The organism is Fodinicola feengrottensis (assembly GCF_039530045.1).
GTDB classification, from domain to species: domain Bacteria; phylum Actinomycetota; class Actinomycetes; order Mycobacteriales; family HKI-0501; genus Fodinicola; species Fodinicola feengrottensis.
Genome location: NZ_BAAANY010000014.1, coordinates 33,156 through 49,451 on the forward strand (window position 1 = coordinate 33,156; position 16,296 = coordinate 49,451).

General features: G+C 66.9%; 15 protein-coding genes. 10 read left to right on the top strand and 5 right to left on the bottom strand.

Features of this window, described 5'->3' with window-relative positions; all coding sequences use genetic code 11:
• Positions 1 to 74: 74 nt before the first annotated feature.
• Genes trpS through ABD301_RS19590 form a run of 3 tightly spaced genes read left to right on the top strand, consistent with a single transcriptional unit; the run spans position 75 to position 2,656 of the window.
• A complete protein-coding gene (trpS, locus tag ABD301_RS19580) occupies positions 75 to 1,103 on the top strand; it encodes a tryptophan--tRNA ligase (RefSeq protein ID WP_344311691.1) in 1,029 nt (342 codons plus the stop codon).
• Positions 1,100 to 1,627: a 2'-5' RNA ligase family protein gene (locus ABD301_RS19585; RefSeq protein WP_163572959.1), complete on the top strand. Its 528-nt coding sequence runs from the start codon at positions 1,100 to 1,102 to the stop codon at positions 1,625 to 1,627. Before trpS ends, ABD301_RS19585 begins: the two co-directional genes overlap by 4 nt.
• 60 nt (positions 1,628 to 1,687) lie before the next feature.
• Positions 1,688 to 2,656 carry a YihY/virulence factor BrkB family protein gene (locus tag ABD301_RS19590; protein ID WP_344311692.1) on the top strand — a complete coding sequence of 323 codons (969 nt, stop codon included), beginning with the start codon at positions 1,688 to 1,690 and terminating at the stop codon, positions 2,654 to 2,656.
• Here the strand turns inward: ABD301_RS19590 and ABD301_RS19595 are convergent.
• Both ABD301_RS19595 and ABD301_RS19600 read right to left on the bottom strand, forming a co-directional pair.
• On the bottom strand, positions 2,616 to 3,833 hold the full coding sequence (locus tag ABD301_RS19595; protein ID WP_163572956.1) for a serine hydrolase: 1,218 nt from the start codon (positions 3,831 to 3,833) through the stop codon (positions 2,616 to 2,618). The genes ABD301_RS19590 and ABD301_RS19595 overlap by 41 nt on opposite strands.
• Entirely contained in the window at positions 3,833 to 5,044 is a 1,212-nt protein-coding gene (locus tag ABD301_RS19600; RefSeq protein ID WP_344311693.1) for a D-alanyl-D-alanine carboxypeptidase family protein, read from the bottom strand. Before ABD301_RS19600 ends, ABD301_RS19595 begins: the two co-directional genes overlap by 1 nt.
• 126 nt (positions 5,045 to 5,170) lie before the next feature.
• On the opposite strand from ABD301_RS19600, the gene ABD301_RS19605 reads away from it, so the two are divergent.
• The gene (locus ABD301_RS19605) at positions 5,171 to 5,407 is read left to right on the top strand and encodes an SCO4848 family membrane protein (RefSeq protein ID WP_163572954.1); all 237 of its coding nucleotides are present in this window, start codon (positions 5,171 to 5,173) and stop codon (positions 5,405 to 5,407) included.
• A 251-nt stretch (positions 5,408 to 5,658) separates the two neighbouring features.
• Here the strand turns inward: ABD301_RS19605 and ABD301_RS19610 are convergent, their stop codons facing one another.
• Positions 5,659 to 6,009, bottom strand: a complete 351-nt coding sequence (locus ABD301_RS19610) for a succinate dehydrogenase/fumarate reductase transmembrane subunit (protein ID WP_163572953.1) — start codon at positions 6,007 to 6,009, stop codon at positions 5,659 to 5,661.
• The gene (gene sdhC, locus ABD301_RS19615) at positions 6,006 to 6,599 is read right to left on the bottom strand and encodes a succinate dehydrogenase, cytochrome b556 subunit (RefSeq protein WP_279582807.1); all 594 of its coding nucleotides are present in this window, start codon (positions 6,597 to 6,599) and stop codon (positions 6,006 to 6,008) included. The genes ABD301_RS19610 and sdhC overlap by 4 nt, the downstream gene beginning before the upstream one ends.
• Before the next feature lie 261 nt (positions 6,600 to 6,860).
• Here sdhC and ABD301_RS19620 point away from each other — a divergent pair, with 261 nt between their 5' ends.
• The 6 genes from ABD301_RS19620 to ABD301_RS19645 all read left to right on the top strand — a co-directional run bounded on the left by ABD301_RS19620 (position 6,861) and on the right by ABD301_RS19645 (position 13,656).
• Positions 6,861 to 7,913: a BMP family lipoprotein gene (locus ABD301_RS19620; protein ID WP_163572952.1), complete on the top strand. Its 1,053-nt coding sequence runs from the start codon at positions 6,861 to 6,863 to the stop codon at positions 7,911 to 7,913.
• Positions 7,914 to 8,043: 130 nt separating this feature from the next.
• A complete protein-coding gene (locus tag ABD301_RS19625) occupies positions 8,044 to 9,576 on the top strand; it encodes an ABC transporter ATP-binding protein (RefSeq protein WP_163572951.1) in 1,533 nt (510 codons plus the stop codon).
• Between the two features lie 13 nt (positions 9,577 to 9,589).
• Complete coding sequence (locus ABD301_RS19630; RefSeq protein WP_344311694.1) at positions 9,590 to 10,702, top strand: ABC transporter permease; 1,113 nt, start codon at positions 9,590 to 9,592, stop codon at positions 10,700 to 10,702.
• Positions 10,699 to 11,958 (top strand): ABC transporter permease, encoded by a 1,260-nt coding sequence (locus ABD301_RS19635; protein ID WP_163572950.1) that lies wholly within the window; start codon positions 10,699 to 10,701, stop codon positions 11,956 to 11,958. Before ABD301_RS19630 ends, ABD301_RS19635 begins: the two co-directional genes overlap by 4 nt.
• Before the next feature lie 10 nt (positions 11,959 to 11,968).
• Positions 11,969 to 12,382 (top strand): cytidine deaminase, encoded by a 414-nt coding sequence (locus ABD301_RS19640; RefSeq protein WP_163572949.1) that lies wholly within the window; start codon positions 11,969 to 11,971, stop codon positions 12,380 to 12,382.
• A complete protein-coding gene (locus tag ABD301_RS19645; protein ID WP_344311695.1) occupies positions 12,379 to 13,656 on the top strand; it encodes a thymidine phosphorylase in 1,278 nt (425 codons plus the stop codon). Before ABD301_RS19640 ends, ABD301_RS19645 begins: the two co-directional genes overlap by 4 nt.
• A gap of 399 nt (positions 13,657 to 14,055) precedes the next feature.
• Here ABD301_RS19645 and ABD301_RS19650 read toward each other — a convergent pair whose 3' ends face one another.
• Entirely contained in the window at positions 14,056 to 16,272 is a 2,217-nt protein-coding gene (locus tag ABD301_RS19650) for an MMPL family transporter (RefSeq protein WP_344311697.1), read from the bottom strand.
• Between the last annotated feature and the right edge of the window lie 24 nt (positions 16,273 to 16,296).

Genomic DNA, 16,296 nt, shown 5'->3' on the forward strand with positions numbered 1-16,296 from the left:
CACGGACCGTACGGACGTCTGGCAAGGGTGGGGAAGGCGTCCGGCCCGGTGCGGCAGCCTGACAGAATGCGGCTATGGCCGACTCCCGTCCACGTGTCTTCTCCGGCATCCAGCCGACCGCCGACTCGTTCCACCTCGGCAACTACCTGGGTGCGGTGCGTAACTGGGTTGCGATGCAGGAGTCGCACGACTGCGTCTACTGCGTGGTGGACCTGCACGCGATCACGGCCGGGCATGACCCGGAGGTGCTCCGTAGGCGTACGCGCGTGTCGGCGGCCCAACTACTGGCGGTCGGGATCGACCCGAAGACGTCCGTGCTGTTCGTCCAGTCGCAGGTGCCCGAGCACGCGCAGGGCGCGTGGATCCTGTCCTGCATCACCGGCTTCGGCGAGGCCAGCCGGATGACACAGTTCAAGGACAAGTCGAGCAAGGGCGGTGAGTCGCAGTCGTCAGTGGGCCTCTTCACGTACCCGATCCTGCAGGCCGCCGACATCCTGCTCTACGACACGGACGCCGTGCCGGTGGGCGAGGACCAGCGCCAGCATCTGGAGCTGTCCCGCGACCTCGCGCAGCGCTTCAACAGCCGGTTCGGCGAGACGTTCGTGGTGCCCAAGCCGCACATCGTGACGGACACCGCGAAAATCACCGACCTGCAGGACCCGACCGCCAAGATGAGCAAGTCCGCGTCCAGCCCGAACGGCATCATCGACCTGCTGGAGGACCCCAAGCGGTCGGCGAAGAAGATCCGGTCGGCGGTGACCGACTCCGACGCCGAAGTGCGCTACGACGTGGAGAAGAAACCGGGCGTCAGCAACCTTTTGCGCATTTACGCCGCCCTTTCGGGTCGTACGATTGCCGATCTTGAAGACAGCTATGCCGGCCGCGGCTACGGTGACTTCAAGAAAGACCTGGCAGAGGTGGTGGTCGAGGTGTTGACACCGATTCAGGACCGGACCGCGGCCTATCTCGACGACCCGGCCGAGCTGGACCGGGTGCTGGCCGCCGGCGCGGAGTCCGCGCGGGCGATCGCCGGACCGGTGCTGGCGCGCGCCTATGACCGGATCGGTTTCCTGCCGGCCGCCGGCGAAGGCCAGGGCCGGTGACGCAGGCTGCCGCTGTCCGTACGATCGGCGTCGCGATCAGCATCCCGGAGCCCTGGGGTGCGCTGCTGGACGCCCATCGAGCCGCTTCCGGCGACCCGCTCGCGCCCAGCGTGCCGGCGCACGTGACCCTGCTGCCACCGACCGAGATCCCGGAGGCTCAGGTCGAGGAAGTGCGGGCGCACCTGCGCTCGGTCGCCGCCGAGCACAGCCCGTTCGAGCTGCACCTGCGGGGCAGCGGGACGTTCCGGCCGGTCACCTCGGTGGTTTTCGTCGGGGTGGCTCGCGGGATCAGCGAGTGCGAGCTGCTGGAGTCCGCGATCCGCGGCGGCCCGCTGCGCCGCGACCTGCACTTCCCGTACCACCCGCACGTCACGGTCGCGCACGACGTGGATGAGGCGTCGCTGGATCGGGTGTACGAGAAGCTGGCTGACTTCGACGCTCGTTTTCGGGTCGGTGGCTTCACGCTCTACACCCACGGCACTGACGGCCAGTGGCGGCCGGAGGAGAATTTCCCGTTCGCCTAAACGTCCCCGAAATGCGGTGGCCCGTTCTTCGGGCCACCCTGGAAGGGGGAGGGATGCCCGATGGCGGACAGCCAGAGTCTGGCCGAAAAAGGGGCCGAGGTCGTGCAGGGCGCGCAGCGCCGGCTGGATCGGCTGCGCGAGCGTTTTGGCTGGCTGGACCACATCATCAAGGCCGGCGCGCTGTTTGGTGAGGTGACTGCGGGAAGACTCGCGGCGGCTTGCACGTACTATGGCTTCCTCGCAATTTTTCCGTTGCTGTTGCTCGCTTTTTCCGTTCTCGGGTACGTGTTCGCCGGCCACCCGGAAATCACCCAGCAGGTCGAGACCACGCTGCACCAAAACCTGCCGTTCATCAGCGTGCAGGACATCGTCAAGGCTCGTGGCGCGGCCGGGATCATTGGCCTGGTCGGGTTTTTCTTCGCGGGCCTGGGCTGGGTGGACGCCACTCGGTCCGCGATCCGGGCGATCTGGAAGCGCCCGGAGGCGCCGGGGAATTTCGTTGTCCGCAAGCTGATCGACGCCGGCATCCTGGTTGGCCTCGGGGTGATTCTGGCGCTCTCCTTCGTCGTCTCCGGCGTGCTTTCCGGTGGAACCCGGCTGATTCTGCAGTTCCTCGGCCTCGCGGACTCCGGCGGCGGCTCGTTTTTCCTGCAGGCAGTGGGTGTGGTGCTGAGTCTCGCGGTCAACGTGATCTTCTTCATCGCGCTGATGTCCGGACTGCCGCGGCTGAAGATCCCGTTCAAGGTCGTGCTCCTGCCGGCGCTGCTGTCGGCCGCTGGGTTCACTTTGCTGCGTACGCTCGGGGTCCTCTACATTTCCCGCACGCAGGCCAATCCGGCCTACCAGGCGGTCGCCGTCTCGGTCGGCATCCTGCTTTTTCTCTTCTATCTCAACCAACTGATGTTCTTCTCGTCCGCGCTCACCGCGACGGACCGGCGGATCAGGGCCGACGAGGTCGACCCGTACGACACCGAGGAAGAAGTCGAGGCTAACGACTCCGAGCCGACGCCCGTCGCCACCAGAAAATAGCCCCGGCGACCAGTACCGCGGCCATGGCCAGCAGCGAAACGACCAGTGTGGTGGGGAAATTCGACGATGACACTGGGGTGGCTTGCGCCGCCGCCGGCGGCGCGCTGGGGCTTGGGGTGGGCGCCGGTGACACCAGAGTGCCGACTCCCGTCGTACTTTCGTGGCTGAAGCCCCAGTCCAGCAGCCGCGCCCCTTGTTCCCACATCGGCACCGGTCTTTGTTCGCCATTCATCAAGGTCACCACCAGTCGGTGGCCGCCGCGCTGGGCGACGCCGACGAACGTGTGCCGGGCAACATCGGTGTAGCCGGTTTTCCCACCCAGCGCACCGGAATAGCCGCGGAGCAGCTTGTTGTCGTTCTGGATTTGGTAGCCAGGATACGTTTTTGGCTTGTGGCCTGGCAAAGTGATGGTTTCGGTCGGGATCTGCGCGGTCTTGGTGCCGTCCAGTGCGGCGAACCTGGGCAGGTTGAAGTCGGCCCGGGCAAACATCGCCAGGTCGTACGCGGACGAGAACTGGCCGTTGGCGTCCAGACCGTGCGGGGTCTTCGCGGTGGTGTCGAGAGCGCCGATTTTCTGGGCGTTGTCATTCATCGCGGCGATCGTCGCGGGCACTCCGCCGGCGCCGCCACCCAGCCGCGCGAGCATCATCGCGGCATCGTTGCCAGAAACCAAAAGCAAGCCAAGAAGGACGGTGTGCAGGTCGTACTTGCCGCCGGCCACGATCCCGACCGCGCTGCTGCCCGGCTCGATGTCGGTGTCCTGCGAAGTGGCCGTCACGATTTCCTTGTCGTCACCGAGTTTTGGCAGCACGGTAAGCATTGTCAGCAGTTTGATGCAGCTCGCCGGAGGGTGGCGTACGTGCGGGGCGCAGGCCGCCAGCACCGCGCCGGTGTCCAGATCGGCGACAATCCACGAAGAAGCGGAAAGTCCGGCGGGTGCAGTGCTGCCCGGCGGCATCGCGAGGCCGGTCGACAGTTGGTCGCCGCCAACGGTCGAGTCCGGCCGGGCCGGTGGGACGGGCGCTGGCGGGTGCTTGGCGATCGGCGGTGATGCGGGCGCGATGGGGCATGGCGCCGGTGCTGGCGCGGCGGCCGCCGGCGCTACCGGCACCACCACCGTCAGCGCCGCCGCCAGGAGGGCAGCCGCGAAGGTGACGAGACGGGAGCGTACGAGCATCAACGCTCGCGAGTTGGTCGGCTGTTCCTGCGGCGCTTTTTGGGGCGGCGGCGGCCGGGCAGCAGTGCGATGCCGGCAAGGCCGACCGCGCCGAGCGAGAATCCGCTCTGCACGCTGACATTCGAGCCCGGCGGCGGAGTTTTCGTTGGCCGGCCAGGCGTTGTTTGGGCGTTGGCGTGTTGTTGGATGGTGTTGGCCTTGGCTGCGTTGGCGGCGGCCCGGGCCTGCTGCGCCTGCGCCACATCGGCCGGTGCCGGGACGAGGCTGCCCACCGCGCCAGCGGAGGCGGACAGTCCAAAGCCCCAATTCAGCAGGGCGGCGGCGTCCGCGCCGGCCGGGTGGTCGTCATTCAGCATCGTGACGATGAGCGTACGCCCGCCACGCTGTGCGGCGGCCGCGAACGTGTGCCCGGCCGGTGTCGTCCACCCGTTTTTCGCGCCGATCTCACCGGAAAAGCCGAGGTGCCAGAGCTCGTTCTGGCTTTCCAACGGCCGACTCGGGCCACCTACTGGACCGAACGAGAATGTCGTGCTGGAGAAGTACTGCAGAAAGCGCGGGTCGGCCAGTCCGGCTCGCAGGACCAGCGCCATGTCGTACGCGGAGACCGCCTGGCCGGGGGTGTTCAGGCCGTTCGGGGTGAGGGCGTTGATGTCGTACGCGCCGAGGGAGGCCGCGGTCGCGTTCATCAGCTGCAGCGTCTTCGCGCGGCTGCCGGTCGCCTCCGCCAGCACATTGGCCACGTCGTTGCCGGAGCGCATCAGCAGCGCGTGCAGGAGTGCGTCAACGGTGTAGCTGCGGCCGGGCGTCAGGCCTACGCAGGTGCACTCGACGTTGAGGTCGGCGGCGTTGACGACGACCTGCTTGTCCAGCGGCACATTTCGTACGATCGTCAGCGTCAGCAGGGTCTTGAGGATGCTGGCCGGCTCGTTCCGCCAGTGCGGTTGCTTGGCGGCGAGCACGTTGCCGGTGGTGGCGTCGGCGACGACGTACGCGGAGGCGTCCATCGCCGGCGGCGGGGCCGAGTTCGAGGCGTGCACCTCGCCGGTCGTACCCATCAGCGACCCGCCGATCGGTCCGGTCCTGATGTCCGCGGTGGCCGCCCCTGGCCACGGAATCGCCGCGCCGATCGCGCAGCACAGCGCCGCCACCAGAACGACCGCCCGCCGACGGGAGATCGCGGGCATCGGAGTAGTCAGCGGGCTCACGGGCATCGGCAGCCACGCTAGTCACACGAACCCCGTAGGTCTCGCAGGCGCGCGGAACTAGCCCAAAAGCGGCGTACGCCTGCTTCGACACCCGGTAGAAGTTGCCTGCTGGCGGCCGGGGACACTGGAGGCATGGTGCTCTCGCGTGGTTGGTCGATCTTCCTGGTGGTCGTCGGCGTGTGGAACTGGATCATCTGGCCGCGCTTCGCGGTCGCGATCTGGAATGACCCCCGCTCCTTCACGGCCGGCTCGCCGACCAGCTTCCTGATCGTGCATGTGCTGCTGATCGTCACTTCACTCGCCATTGGAACCGTCGTCGGCGTCTACGGCATCCGCGGTTTCCTGGCCTCTCGGCGCCGCTCAAGCTGAGAGTCTGGCCGGCCCGTACGCGGGGTGCGGCTCGAAACTGTCGTACCCACCCCCAAAAATCACCCCCACCCAGTGACGGGTGGGGGGTGGGTTTGAGGACCGATGTTCAACTAAAAATTAAGGTCCACCTCTCGACCCACCCCCCGCCCGTTCAAAGGGAGGGGGAAAGAAAAACAGACACGTACGACAATTTCGCGCCGCACCCTATGTAGATTTCGCCGCGGCCGGGTGCGATGAGCGCGCGGTAGCTCTCAGGACGTGAGTGCGGGGTTGAAGGCGTAAATCACGTACGTCCCGGCCGCGAGCGCGGCGATCGTCAGCACTCCCACCAGGCCGTACAGAAACCGCCCGGACTTGGCGTAGTCGCGGACGACGACGCGGAGGCCGTTCGCGCCGTGCAGCAGCGCCAGCCACAGAGTGACCACGTCCCAGGCCTGCCAGAGCGGGTTCGACCAACGGGCCGCGACCCAGGCAAAGCCGAGGCGTTGGACGCCGCCGTCCGCGAGGTCGGTCTGGTAGAGGTAGCCCAGCACGAGTACGGCCAGCAGGACGCCCGAGAGCCGCATGAAAAGCGTCAGCCGATGCTCCCAGATGGTGGTCATGTGGCACTCCCGAAAAGCTGCGCGAGTGGGTACGACAGCAGCTGGTACGTCACCGGGATCATGACCAGAACCCACAGCACCAACACGACTCGCATCAGCGTGCCCTGGATCCGGGCCGCGGCGGCGATCGTGTCGATGGCGATGATCCGCAGGCCGTTCAGCGCGTGGTAGAGCACTGCGCCGAAGACCACGACGTCCAACAACACGCCGGCCGGGTGGGTGTAGATCGCCGCGACGGTGTTGTACGAGTCCGGGGAAACGAGCACCAGCGCACGGTCGGCGACGTGGACGAGGACGGCGACGAAGATCAGGAATCCGGTCACCCGGTGCGCGTACCAGGACCAGGTGCCGTCCCGGTTGGCATAGTGCGTACCGGCGAGGCTCGCCCGGCTCCAGAAACCGGGAGCCGCTGGCTCCGAGCCGGTGGCGTCGACCAGCTCCGGCTCGGTGGCGTCAACCGGCTCAGACTCGGCCGCGGCGGGGTCCGCCTCGGCGAGGGAGTCGGCAGGAGCATCGATCTTGGCCGTACGCAGGTCGGATACGTCGGGTGATTCCGGGTCCGACCCGGCGGTCGGTTCCGGTTCCGACACGCCGACCTCCTTAGAATCCACCGACTCGGCCCTCGTCAGGACTGTCAGTGCGCCACACTAACCTGCGTCACGAGCACAGTTGCCGTGGCGGTGGGACAGCGGTGCAAGGGCATTGATCGGTCAAGCTGCGGCGTCCGTATTACCGGGACATCACAAGTTCACCGTTCGGCTCCCCGGTGTTGCGCCGCCCGCTACAGTCGCGACGGTTCATCCCGGCCCACACTGTCGTCGGGCCGGGCGCGCATAGGAAGGAGTCTCGACGTGCGTCGAGCGAGGGGGATCAAGCTGGCCTCGGTGCTGGCCGTCGGTGCGATGGCACTGACCGCCTGCGGCGGTGGCACCACCGGGACGGCGGGCGGCGGCTCGTCGACCACGTCGGTCAAGGTCGGGCTCGCGTTCGACGTGGGTGGCCGCGGCGACAAGTCGTTCAACGACCTGGCGGCGGCGGGTCTGGACAAGGCCAAGACCGACCTGAAGATCACCACCAAAGAGCTCTCCGCGGTGGTCGGCGAGAGCGACGCGGCCAAGGCGGCTCGGCTCAAGCTGCTCGCCCAGGCCGGCTTCAACCCGATCATCGCGGTCGGTTTCGCGTACGCGCCGGGCCTCAAAGAGGTCGCGCCGCAGTTCCCGAAGGTGAAGTTCGCGATCGTCGACGGCGCCGCCTCCGACGTTTCCGGACCGAACGTGACCAACCTGGTCTTCAAGGAGAACGAGTCCTCGTTCCTGGTCGGGGTGGCCGCCGCGAAGGCGACCAAGACCAAGAACGTCGGCTTCATCGGCGGCGTGCAGACTCCGCTGATCCAGAAGTTCCAGGCCGGTTACCAGGCCGGGGTCGCGGCCGTCGACAAGACGATCAAGGTCCAGGTCAAGTACCTGTCCCAGCCGCCGGACTTCACCGGCTTCAACGACCCGGCGAAGGCGAAGGTCACCGCCCAGGGCATGTACGACGGTGGCGCTGACGTGGTCTACCACGCGGCCGGCGGCTCCGGCTCGGGTCTGTTCGAGGCCGCGGCCGCTTCCAAGAAGTGGGCTATCGGCGTCGACTCCGACCAGTATGCGACCGCGACGGCGGACCAGAAGCAGTGGATCCTGACCTCGGCCCTGAAGGGCGTGGACACCGCGGTGTTCAACTTCGTCGAGCAGGCCGGCAAGAACCAGGTCAAGTCCGGTGAGCAGCGGTTCGGCCTGAAGGAGAACGGGGTCGGCTACTCGACCAGCAACCCGGCCGTGAAGCAGTACGAGTCGGTGATCGACGGTTTCAAGACGCAGATCATCGACGGGAAGATCGTGGTCCCGGCGACCCCGGCTTCCTAGCAACCCCAGCAGGACATCCAGCGGCTGGCCCGGTGCGTCGGCATCGGGCCAGCCTCTCGCTCAAAGAGGAGCGTCAGCCATTCCAGCACTGACCAAGCCGACCGAGAGTCCGGCGACCGCCCCGACGGCGGTGGCTCTGCGTGGGATCACCAAGCGGTTCCCCGGAGTCGTCGCCAACGACGACATCAACATCGAGGTGCAGCGTGGCACCGTGCATGCGATCGTCGGGGAGAACGGCGCCGGCAAGTCGACGCTGATGAAGATCCTGTACGGGATGCAGCGGCCGGACGCCGGCACCATCGAGGTGGACGGCGCGACCGTGCATTTCGGCTCTCCCCAGCAGGCGATCAAAGCCGGCATCGGCATGGTGCACCAGCACTTCATGCTCGCCGACAACCTCACCGTCACCGAGAACGTGGTGCTCGGCGCCGAGCGACTGTGCGGCATCGGGGCTCGGGCTCGCCGCCGGATCCTGGAGATCTCCGAGTCGTACGGGCTGGGCATCCAGCCGGACCGGCTGGTCGAGGACCTCGGCGTGGGCGACCGGCAGCGGGTGGAGATCCTCAAGGTTCTCTACCGGGGCGCCAAAATCCTGATCCTGGACGAGCCGACCGCGGTGCTGGTGCCGCAGGAGGTCGACGAGCTCTTCGGCAACCTGCGCGACCTGAAGGCCGAGGGCCTGACGGTCATCTTCATCTCGCACAAGCTCGACGAGGTGCTCGCGGTCGCCGACGAGATCACCGTCGTCCGGCGCGGCACCACTGTGCGTACGGTCAAGCCGTCCGAGGTCACCTCCCGGCAGCTGGCCGAGCTGATGGTCGGCAGCGAACTGCCGGTGCCGCAGCTGCGTACGGACGCGGTCACCGACAAGGTGGAGCTCTCGGTCACCGACCTGACGGTGCCGTCGGAGCACGGGCGGCCCGCGGTGGACGGGGTCTCCTTCGAGATCCACCGCGGCGAGATCCTGGGCATCGCCGGCGTCGAGGGCAACGGCCAGGCCGAGTTGGTCGAGGCACTCATGGGCATGCGCCCGTCCACCGGCGTGGTCCGGCTCGGGCACGGGGACATCTCCGACTGGGACACCCGGCAGCGCCGGACGGCCGGCATCGGTTACATCCCCGAAGACCGGCACCGGCACGGCCTGCTGCTGGAGTCGCCGCTCTGGGAGAACCGGATCCTGGGTCACCAGAACCAGAAACCGAACATCTCCGGCCCGTGGATCGACCGGGCCGGCGCGCGTGCGGACACCGAGCGGATCGTCGCGGAATACGACGTGCGTACGCCCGGCATCGACGTGGCGGCGGCCTCGCTGTCCGGCGGCAACCAGCAGAAACTGATTGTCGGCCGGGAGATGAGCCACCAGCCGCGGGTGCTGATCGCGTCGCACCCGACCCGTGGCGTGGACGTGGGCGCCCAGGCGGCGATCTGGGAGCACCTGCGGCGAGCCCGGACGGCCGGCCTCGCGGTGTTGTTGATCTCCGCCGACCTGGACGAGTTGATCGGCATGTCCGACACGCTGCGGGTCATCCTGCGCGGCCGGATCGTGGCCACCGTCGATCCAGCCACCGTCACACCTGAGGAGCTCGGTTCGGCGATGACCGGCGCCACCGACGACGCACCCACCGAGCCAGCTGGCGGCGACTCAGCGGACCGCAGCTCATGATCGAGAGGACGCGATGACCGCCGCGCTCAAACGGCTGCTGCCGGGCTTGCTGGCCGCGGTGCTGGCGCTGGTGCTGTCGCTCATCATCACGTCGTTGGTGCTGCTGGTCAGTGGTGCGCAACCGCTGTTCGCGTTTGGCCAGATGATCAGCTACGGCGCGCAGCCGGACAGCATCGCGAACATCATCAACAACGCGGTGACATATTTCCTGTCCGCGCTCGCGGTGGCCATCGGCTTCCGGATGAAGCTGTTCAACATCGGTGTCGACGGGCAGTACCGGCTGGCCGCGATGGTCGCCGCCGTGGTGGCCGGGTTCGTGCCACTGCCGCCGGTGCTGAGCCAGCTGGTGACGATCCTGGTGGCAGTGCTGGTCGGCGGCCTGTGGTCCGGCATCGCCGGGCTGCTGAAGGTGACCCGCGGGGTCAGCGAGGTCATCTCCACGATCATGCTGAACTTCATCGCCACCGGCCTGGTGGCGTATATGTTGCAGCGCGGCCGGTTCGCGGTCCAGGCCGCCGGCAGCAACAACATCGGTACGCCGACCATCCCGCCGTCCGGCCGGGTCGCTGGGCTGCCGCTGATCCCGGGGACGAACACCACCATCTTCGGGCTGATCATCCTGGCGGTCCTGGCCGGCGTGGGTTACCAGATCCTGGTCAACCGCAGCCGGTTCGGTTTCGATCTGCGGGCCACCGGTCTGTCCGCGTCGGCGGCGGTCGCGAGCGGTGTGTCGGTCAAGCGGATGACCCTCACCACCATGATCATCTCTGGTGCGCTGGCCGGCATGGTCGGGCTGCCGCAGCTGCTCGGCGCCTCGTACACGTACTCGCTCGACTTCCCGGCGGGGCTCGGCTTCACCGGCATCGCGATCGCGTTGCTGGGCCGGAACAACCCGATCGGCATCGCGTTCGGCGCGCTGCTGTGGGCCTTCCTCGACCAGTCGTCGCTGATCCTGGACCTGAACGGCATCCCGAAGGAGATCGTGATCATCACCCAGGGCACCGTCGTGCTGTGCGTGGTCATCGCGTATGAGGTGGTCCGCCGGTTGACGTTGCGCCAGCAGCAACGCGCGGTCGGCCGTGAGCTGGCCACCGATGTCCCGGTCGCCGAGGGAGCGGCCGCATGAGCACCGCCACCGACATCACCCTCGCGCCCTCACTCGGCGCCACCGCCGGGCCGAAGCTGGACTGGCGGCGCGGCCTGATCATCACCGGCGGGCTTTTCCTGCTGCTGTGCCTGGTGCGTACGCTCACCGGCGCCGACGACATCACGTCCGGCGGCCAGATCAGCGCCGCGATCACCCTCGCGATCCCGGTCGGGCTGGCGGGCCTCGGCGGCCTCTGGGCGGAGCGAGCCGGTGTGGTCAACATCGGCCTCGAGGGCATGATGATTCTCGGCACCTGGTCCGGCGCGTACTTTTGCCTCGCCTTCAACAGCCCTTGGGCGGCCCTGGTCGGTGGGGTGGTGGGCGGCGCGCTTGGCGGCCTGGTGCACGCGATCGCCACCGTGACTTTCGGTGTTGACCACATCATTTCCGGCGTCGCGATCAACATCATCGGACAGGGCGTGGCCCGCTATCTGGCGGTCATCGCCTTCACCGGCAAGGGCGGCGGGGCCACCCAGTCGCCGCCGGTGCCCGGCTTCGACACCATCGGCATTCCGGGCATGACCGGTCTTCTGCGGCCGATCGAGTCCAAACACTGGTTCCTGATTTCCGACCTCGCCGGCCTGCTGCGTGGTGTCACAACCGGTTTGTCGTGGCTGACGATCATCGCGATCCTGATGGTGCCGCTGACGTTCCTGGTGCTGTGGCGTACGTCCTTCGGCCTGCGGCTGCGCTCATGCGGCGAGAACCCGATCGCCGCCGAGACGCTGGGCGTGAACGTCTATCGGATGAAGTATGCGGCAGTCATTGTGTCCGGCGGGATGGCCGGCATGGCCGGCGCCTTCCTGGTCACGGTGGCCTCGTCGATCTACCGGGAGGGACAGACCGGCGGTCGCGGTTACATCGGCCTCGCCGCGATGATTTTCGGCAACTGGCGACCCGGCGGGCTGGCGGCTGGCGCGACGTTGTTCGGCTTCACCGACGCCCTGCAGTCCCGGCAGAACTCGTCCGTACACGCGTTGCTGTTTTTCGTCGCGCTGCTGGTGGTTCTGCTGTCCGCCTGGAACCTGTGGCGGCGCCGCTGGCTCCAGGGCGGTATCGGGCTGTTCATCGCGGTGCTGCTGGTGGTGTGGTTCTTCCTGAGCACCACGGTGCCGCAGGAACTGATCACGTACACGCCGCACATCACCACATTGCTGGTCCTTTCGCTGGCCGCGCAGCGGCTGCGGATGCCGGCCGCGGATGGCGTCATCTACCGCCGAGGACAGGGCGGTTAACGTAGGCGACATGTTTGCCAGAGCAGGTCAGACGGTCGACTGGGTCGCGCTGCGCGCCGCCGCCATTGAGGCGATGCGCGACGCGTACGCCCCCTACAGCAAGTTTCCGGTGGGCGCGGCCGCACTGGTCGACGATGGCCGGGTGGTGACCGGCTGCAATGTCGAGAACGCCTCGTACGGCCTCGCCTTGTGCGCCGAGTGCGGAGTGGTGTCCGCGCTGCACGCCACCGGCGGCGGCCGGCTGGTCGCACTGTCGTGTGTGGACGGTGCCGGCGAGCCGCTGGTGCCGTGCGGGCGGTGCCGACAGCTGCTCATCGAGCACGGTGGCCCGGACTGCCTGATCGAGTTCGCCGACGGTCCACGGCCGATGTCGGCGCTGTTGCCGGACGCCTTCGGCCCTGACCACCTGGACCAGGTCCGATGAGTTTCGCGGCGGTTGATGTCATCCGTACGAAGCGGGACGGTTTTTCCCTTTCGGACGACCAGATCGACTGGGTTATCGACGCGTACACGCGCGGCGAGGTGGCCGACGAGCAAATGTCGGCGTTGGCGATGGCGATTTTCCTGAACGGCATGACCGATCCGGAGATCGCCCGTTGGACAGCTGCGATGATCGCCTCCGGTGACCGGATGGACTTGTCCAGCTTCGATCGGCCGACCGTCGACAAGCACTCGACGGGCGGTGTCGGCGACAAGATCACCTTGCCGCTGGCGCCATTGGTCGCCGCCTGCGGCGCGATCGTACCGCAGCTGTCCGGTCGCGGCCTCGGCCACACCGGCGGCACCCTGGACAAGCTGGAATCCATTCCGGGTTGGCGCGCCTCAGTGTCCACTGAGGACTACCTGAGCCAACTTTCCTCGGTAGGCGCGGTGGTTTGTGCCGCCGGCGATCGGTTGGCTCCAGCGGACAAGAAGCTTTACGCGTTGCGTGATGTCACCTCGACCGTCGAGTCGATCCCGCTGATCGCCAGCTCGATCATGTCCAAGAAACTCGCCGAAGGCGCCGGTGGTCTGGTGCTGGACGTAAAAGTCGGCTCCGGCGCTTTTATGAAGGACCTGGACACGGCCCGCCGGTTGGCCGAGACAATGGTCCGGCTCGGCTCCGCGCATTCCGTGCCGACGGTGGCCGTGCTGTCCGACATGTCGACGCCACTGGGGCGTACAGCCGGGCATGCGTTGGAGGTCACCGAATCCGTCGAGGTGCTGGCCGGTGGCGGCCCGTCCGACGTGGTCGAGCTGACCGTCACGCTGGCCAGGGAAATGCTCGCGTTGGCCGGACTGTCCGATGTGGACCCCGCCAAGGCGTTGGCCGACGGACGCGCGATGGACGTCTGGCGGCGGATGATCACCGCACAAGGCGGTGACCCGTCGGCTGCTTTGCCTGAAGCTCCAGAAAAACACGTCGTCACGGCCTCCGCTGACGGGGTTGTGACACGGATGGACGCCTATGCGGTGGGTGTTGCGGCTTGGCGGTTAGGCGCTGGCCGGGCCCGCAAAGAGGACCCCGTGTCAGCTTCTGCTGGGGTGGTGATGATGCGCAAACCTGGGGATACGGTGCGGGCTGGGGATGCGATTTTTGAACTGCATACCGAGGAAGTTTCGCGGTTTGAGGGGGCTTTGGAAGCTCTCGCGGATGCTGTTGATATTGGTACGGAGTATGTTCCCTCGCCTCTTGTATTGGGGAGGGTACGCGGTTAGCCCTGGTTAAGGGCGGTGTTTGCTGCGGATGTGAGCGCCTTGGTTAAGGGCGTTTACTGCGGAGGTGAGCGCCCTGGTTAAGGGCGTTTACTGCGAGGGTGCGGCGTCTCGTCTACCAGCCATCGGAAAATCCCGCCCCGCCACCAAAGACCGGTGGCGGGGCGGGATTTNNAAGACCGCGGGGCCTCAAAGGCGGACGCTCCTGCCGGAGGGGCGACAACATCGGCCTGGCGGCCGATGGCGCCGGACGGGGTTGGGTTTCGTCGAAGTTGACCAACTTGGTGGAAATGGTGACGGTTCCGCGCCGGGCGGGGTACGCGGGTTTGGTTTCGGGCGAGTTGGCCAGCTGTGGAGTTGAAGGTGGCGGTCCTGTGTTGGGTGGGGTGCGCGTGGTTGGGTTTAGCGAGGTTGACCAACCTTGGTCTGAGAGCCGTCGTTACGCACGGGCCCAGAGATCAGGTGGGCTGGGTGACTGGGCCACCAGGTGTGGTTGTTGAGGAGGGTCATGATGGCGGGGAGGATCATGATGCGGACGATGAAGGCGTCGAGGATGACCGACAGGCCGAGGCCGAACGCGATTTCCTTCATTTCGGTCAGGCCGACGAAAAGGAAGCTGGCGAAGACGGAGGTCATGATGACAGCGGCGATGGTGACGACGCCGGCTGACGTGGTCACGCCTTCGTAGATGGCCTGCCTGGTGGGGATGCCGCGGTGCGCGGCTTCTCGGATTCGGCTGACGACGAAGACCTGATAGTCCATGGACAGCCCAAAAAGAATCACGAAAAGGATCAGCGGGACGCGGTCGCTGATGAAACCGACCGACTGGAAACCGAGGATGCCTTCGGCCCAATGGTGCTGGAATACCAGCACCAGCACGCCGAGGGTGGCGGTGTAGGACAGCATGTTCAGCACCACACCGGCGAAGGCGATCGCCACGGACCGGAAGGCCGCCACCATCATCGCAAACGTGGCCAGCAAGGCGAATCCGACCACCCACGGCGTCTGCTGCTCCTGATGCTGGACGTAGTCGACGGACCGAGCGATCTCACCTGTCACCCCGTATTGGGCGCGGTCGATCCCGCTCACCACCCGCGGCACCAGCTGGTTTCGCAGCAGCTTCAGGGTTCGCGCAGCTCTCGGGTCGTTTGGTCCGTACGGCGCGGAAAGTTCGACCGTACTGACGGTGCGGTCGGTGGACGTACGAACGGTCATCGCGTTTCGAGGAGCGAAAAGCGGATCGTGGTCTGCGTCTTCGGCCATGGTTTTGAGGCCGGCGACGACCTTTGATGCGTTGGCCGCGTCGGTACGGACGGCGACTACGTACGTGTAGCCCTCGGCCGGGAAGGCGGCGGTGATTTTCAGGTAGTTAGCGATGGCCGGCAGGGAGCGTGGATAGGTGTCTGGGCCGGATTCGCCGAGACGGAAAGCGCCCAGCGGCAACGAAAGGAGCAGCATCGCGGCCACCGCCACCGCGAGGGTGGTCACCGGGCGACGCAGCGCCGGGCGCAGTAGAGCCGGCCAGAACCCGCCATCCGCCCGGTGGTGAGACCGCGCCCGCAGGCGCAGGAAGCGCGATGGGCGAGTGAGTCGAATGCCGAGTTTCGCCAGTAGGGCTGGCAGAACTGTCAGTGAGCTGACCGCGGACACGAGGACGACCAGGATCGTGCCAGTGGCGATCGACGAATAGATGGCGTCACCGGCCAGATAAAGGCCCACCATGGTGACCACGATCGCGAGGCCGGAAATCACTACCGCGCGGCCGGAGGTGGCAGCGGCGATCTGTACGGCCGCGGTGGGGCTGATCTTGCCGTCCGCCCGCTCACTTTCCTCTCGTATCCGTTTGAGGTAGAACAACGAATAGTCGACGCCGACGGCCATACCCATCATCAGGATGACATTCGCGACCGCGCCGCCGGCATCCGGGAAAATGGAGGAAGCGGCGGCGTAAAGGCCCATCGAGGCGAAAACCGAGGTGAGCGCGAGCAACATCGGGATGCCGGCGGCGAGCAGGCTGCCGAAAACCACCAGCAGGATCAGCAAGGTGACCGGCAGCGTGATGACCTCGCCGCGGGCCAGATCCTTCCCGAGTTGCTCGCCAGGCGCCTGTGAGGTGGAAACAGTGCCGGTCTCGTCGATCTGCAAGCTCGGAAAGGCGAGCTGAGTGCCAGCAGTCTGGGCAAGCAGGGTCGGCAGTTTGGTGCCGGCCTCTTTGGCGCTGCCTCTCATAGTTATCTTCACCAGCACCGAGTTTCCTTTGCTGGCCACGATCGGCGGATCGACGCTGGAGACCGCGGCCAGGGTGCGCATCCGGCGGGTCAGGTCCGCCGCGGCGGCATCGGCCTTGCCTCGGTCGAAAGCGCCGGACCGCGCCGAGATCAGCACCTTCTCCATTGGCGGCGCGTTCAGGCCGGCAGCGTCCACGATGGCCGCGGCACGGCCCTGTTCGCCGACCCAGCCATCCTTTCCCTGGATCTGGTTCGTTCCGGTGACCGCGCCGAGCCCGATGCAGGCAATGATGATGGCCGCCCAGACACCGATCGCCGGCCAGGGATGCAGGGCACTCCAGGTTGCCACCCGCACGGTCAACAACTGTTGTTTTTCACTGGTTTTCTGCACCGGACAAGGACAGCAGCCGGCGAC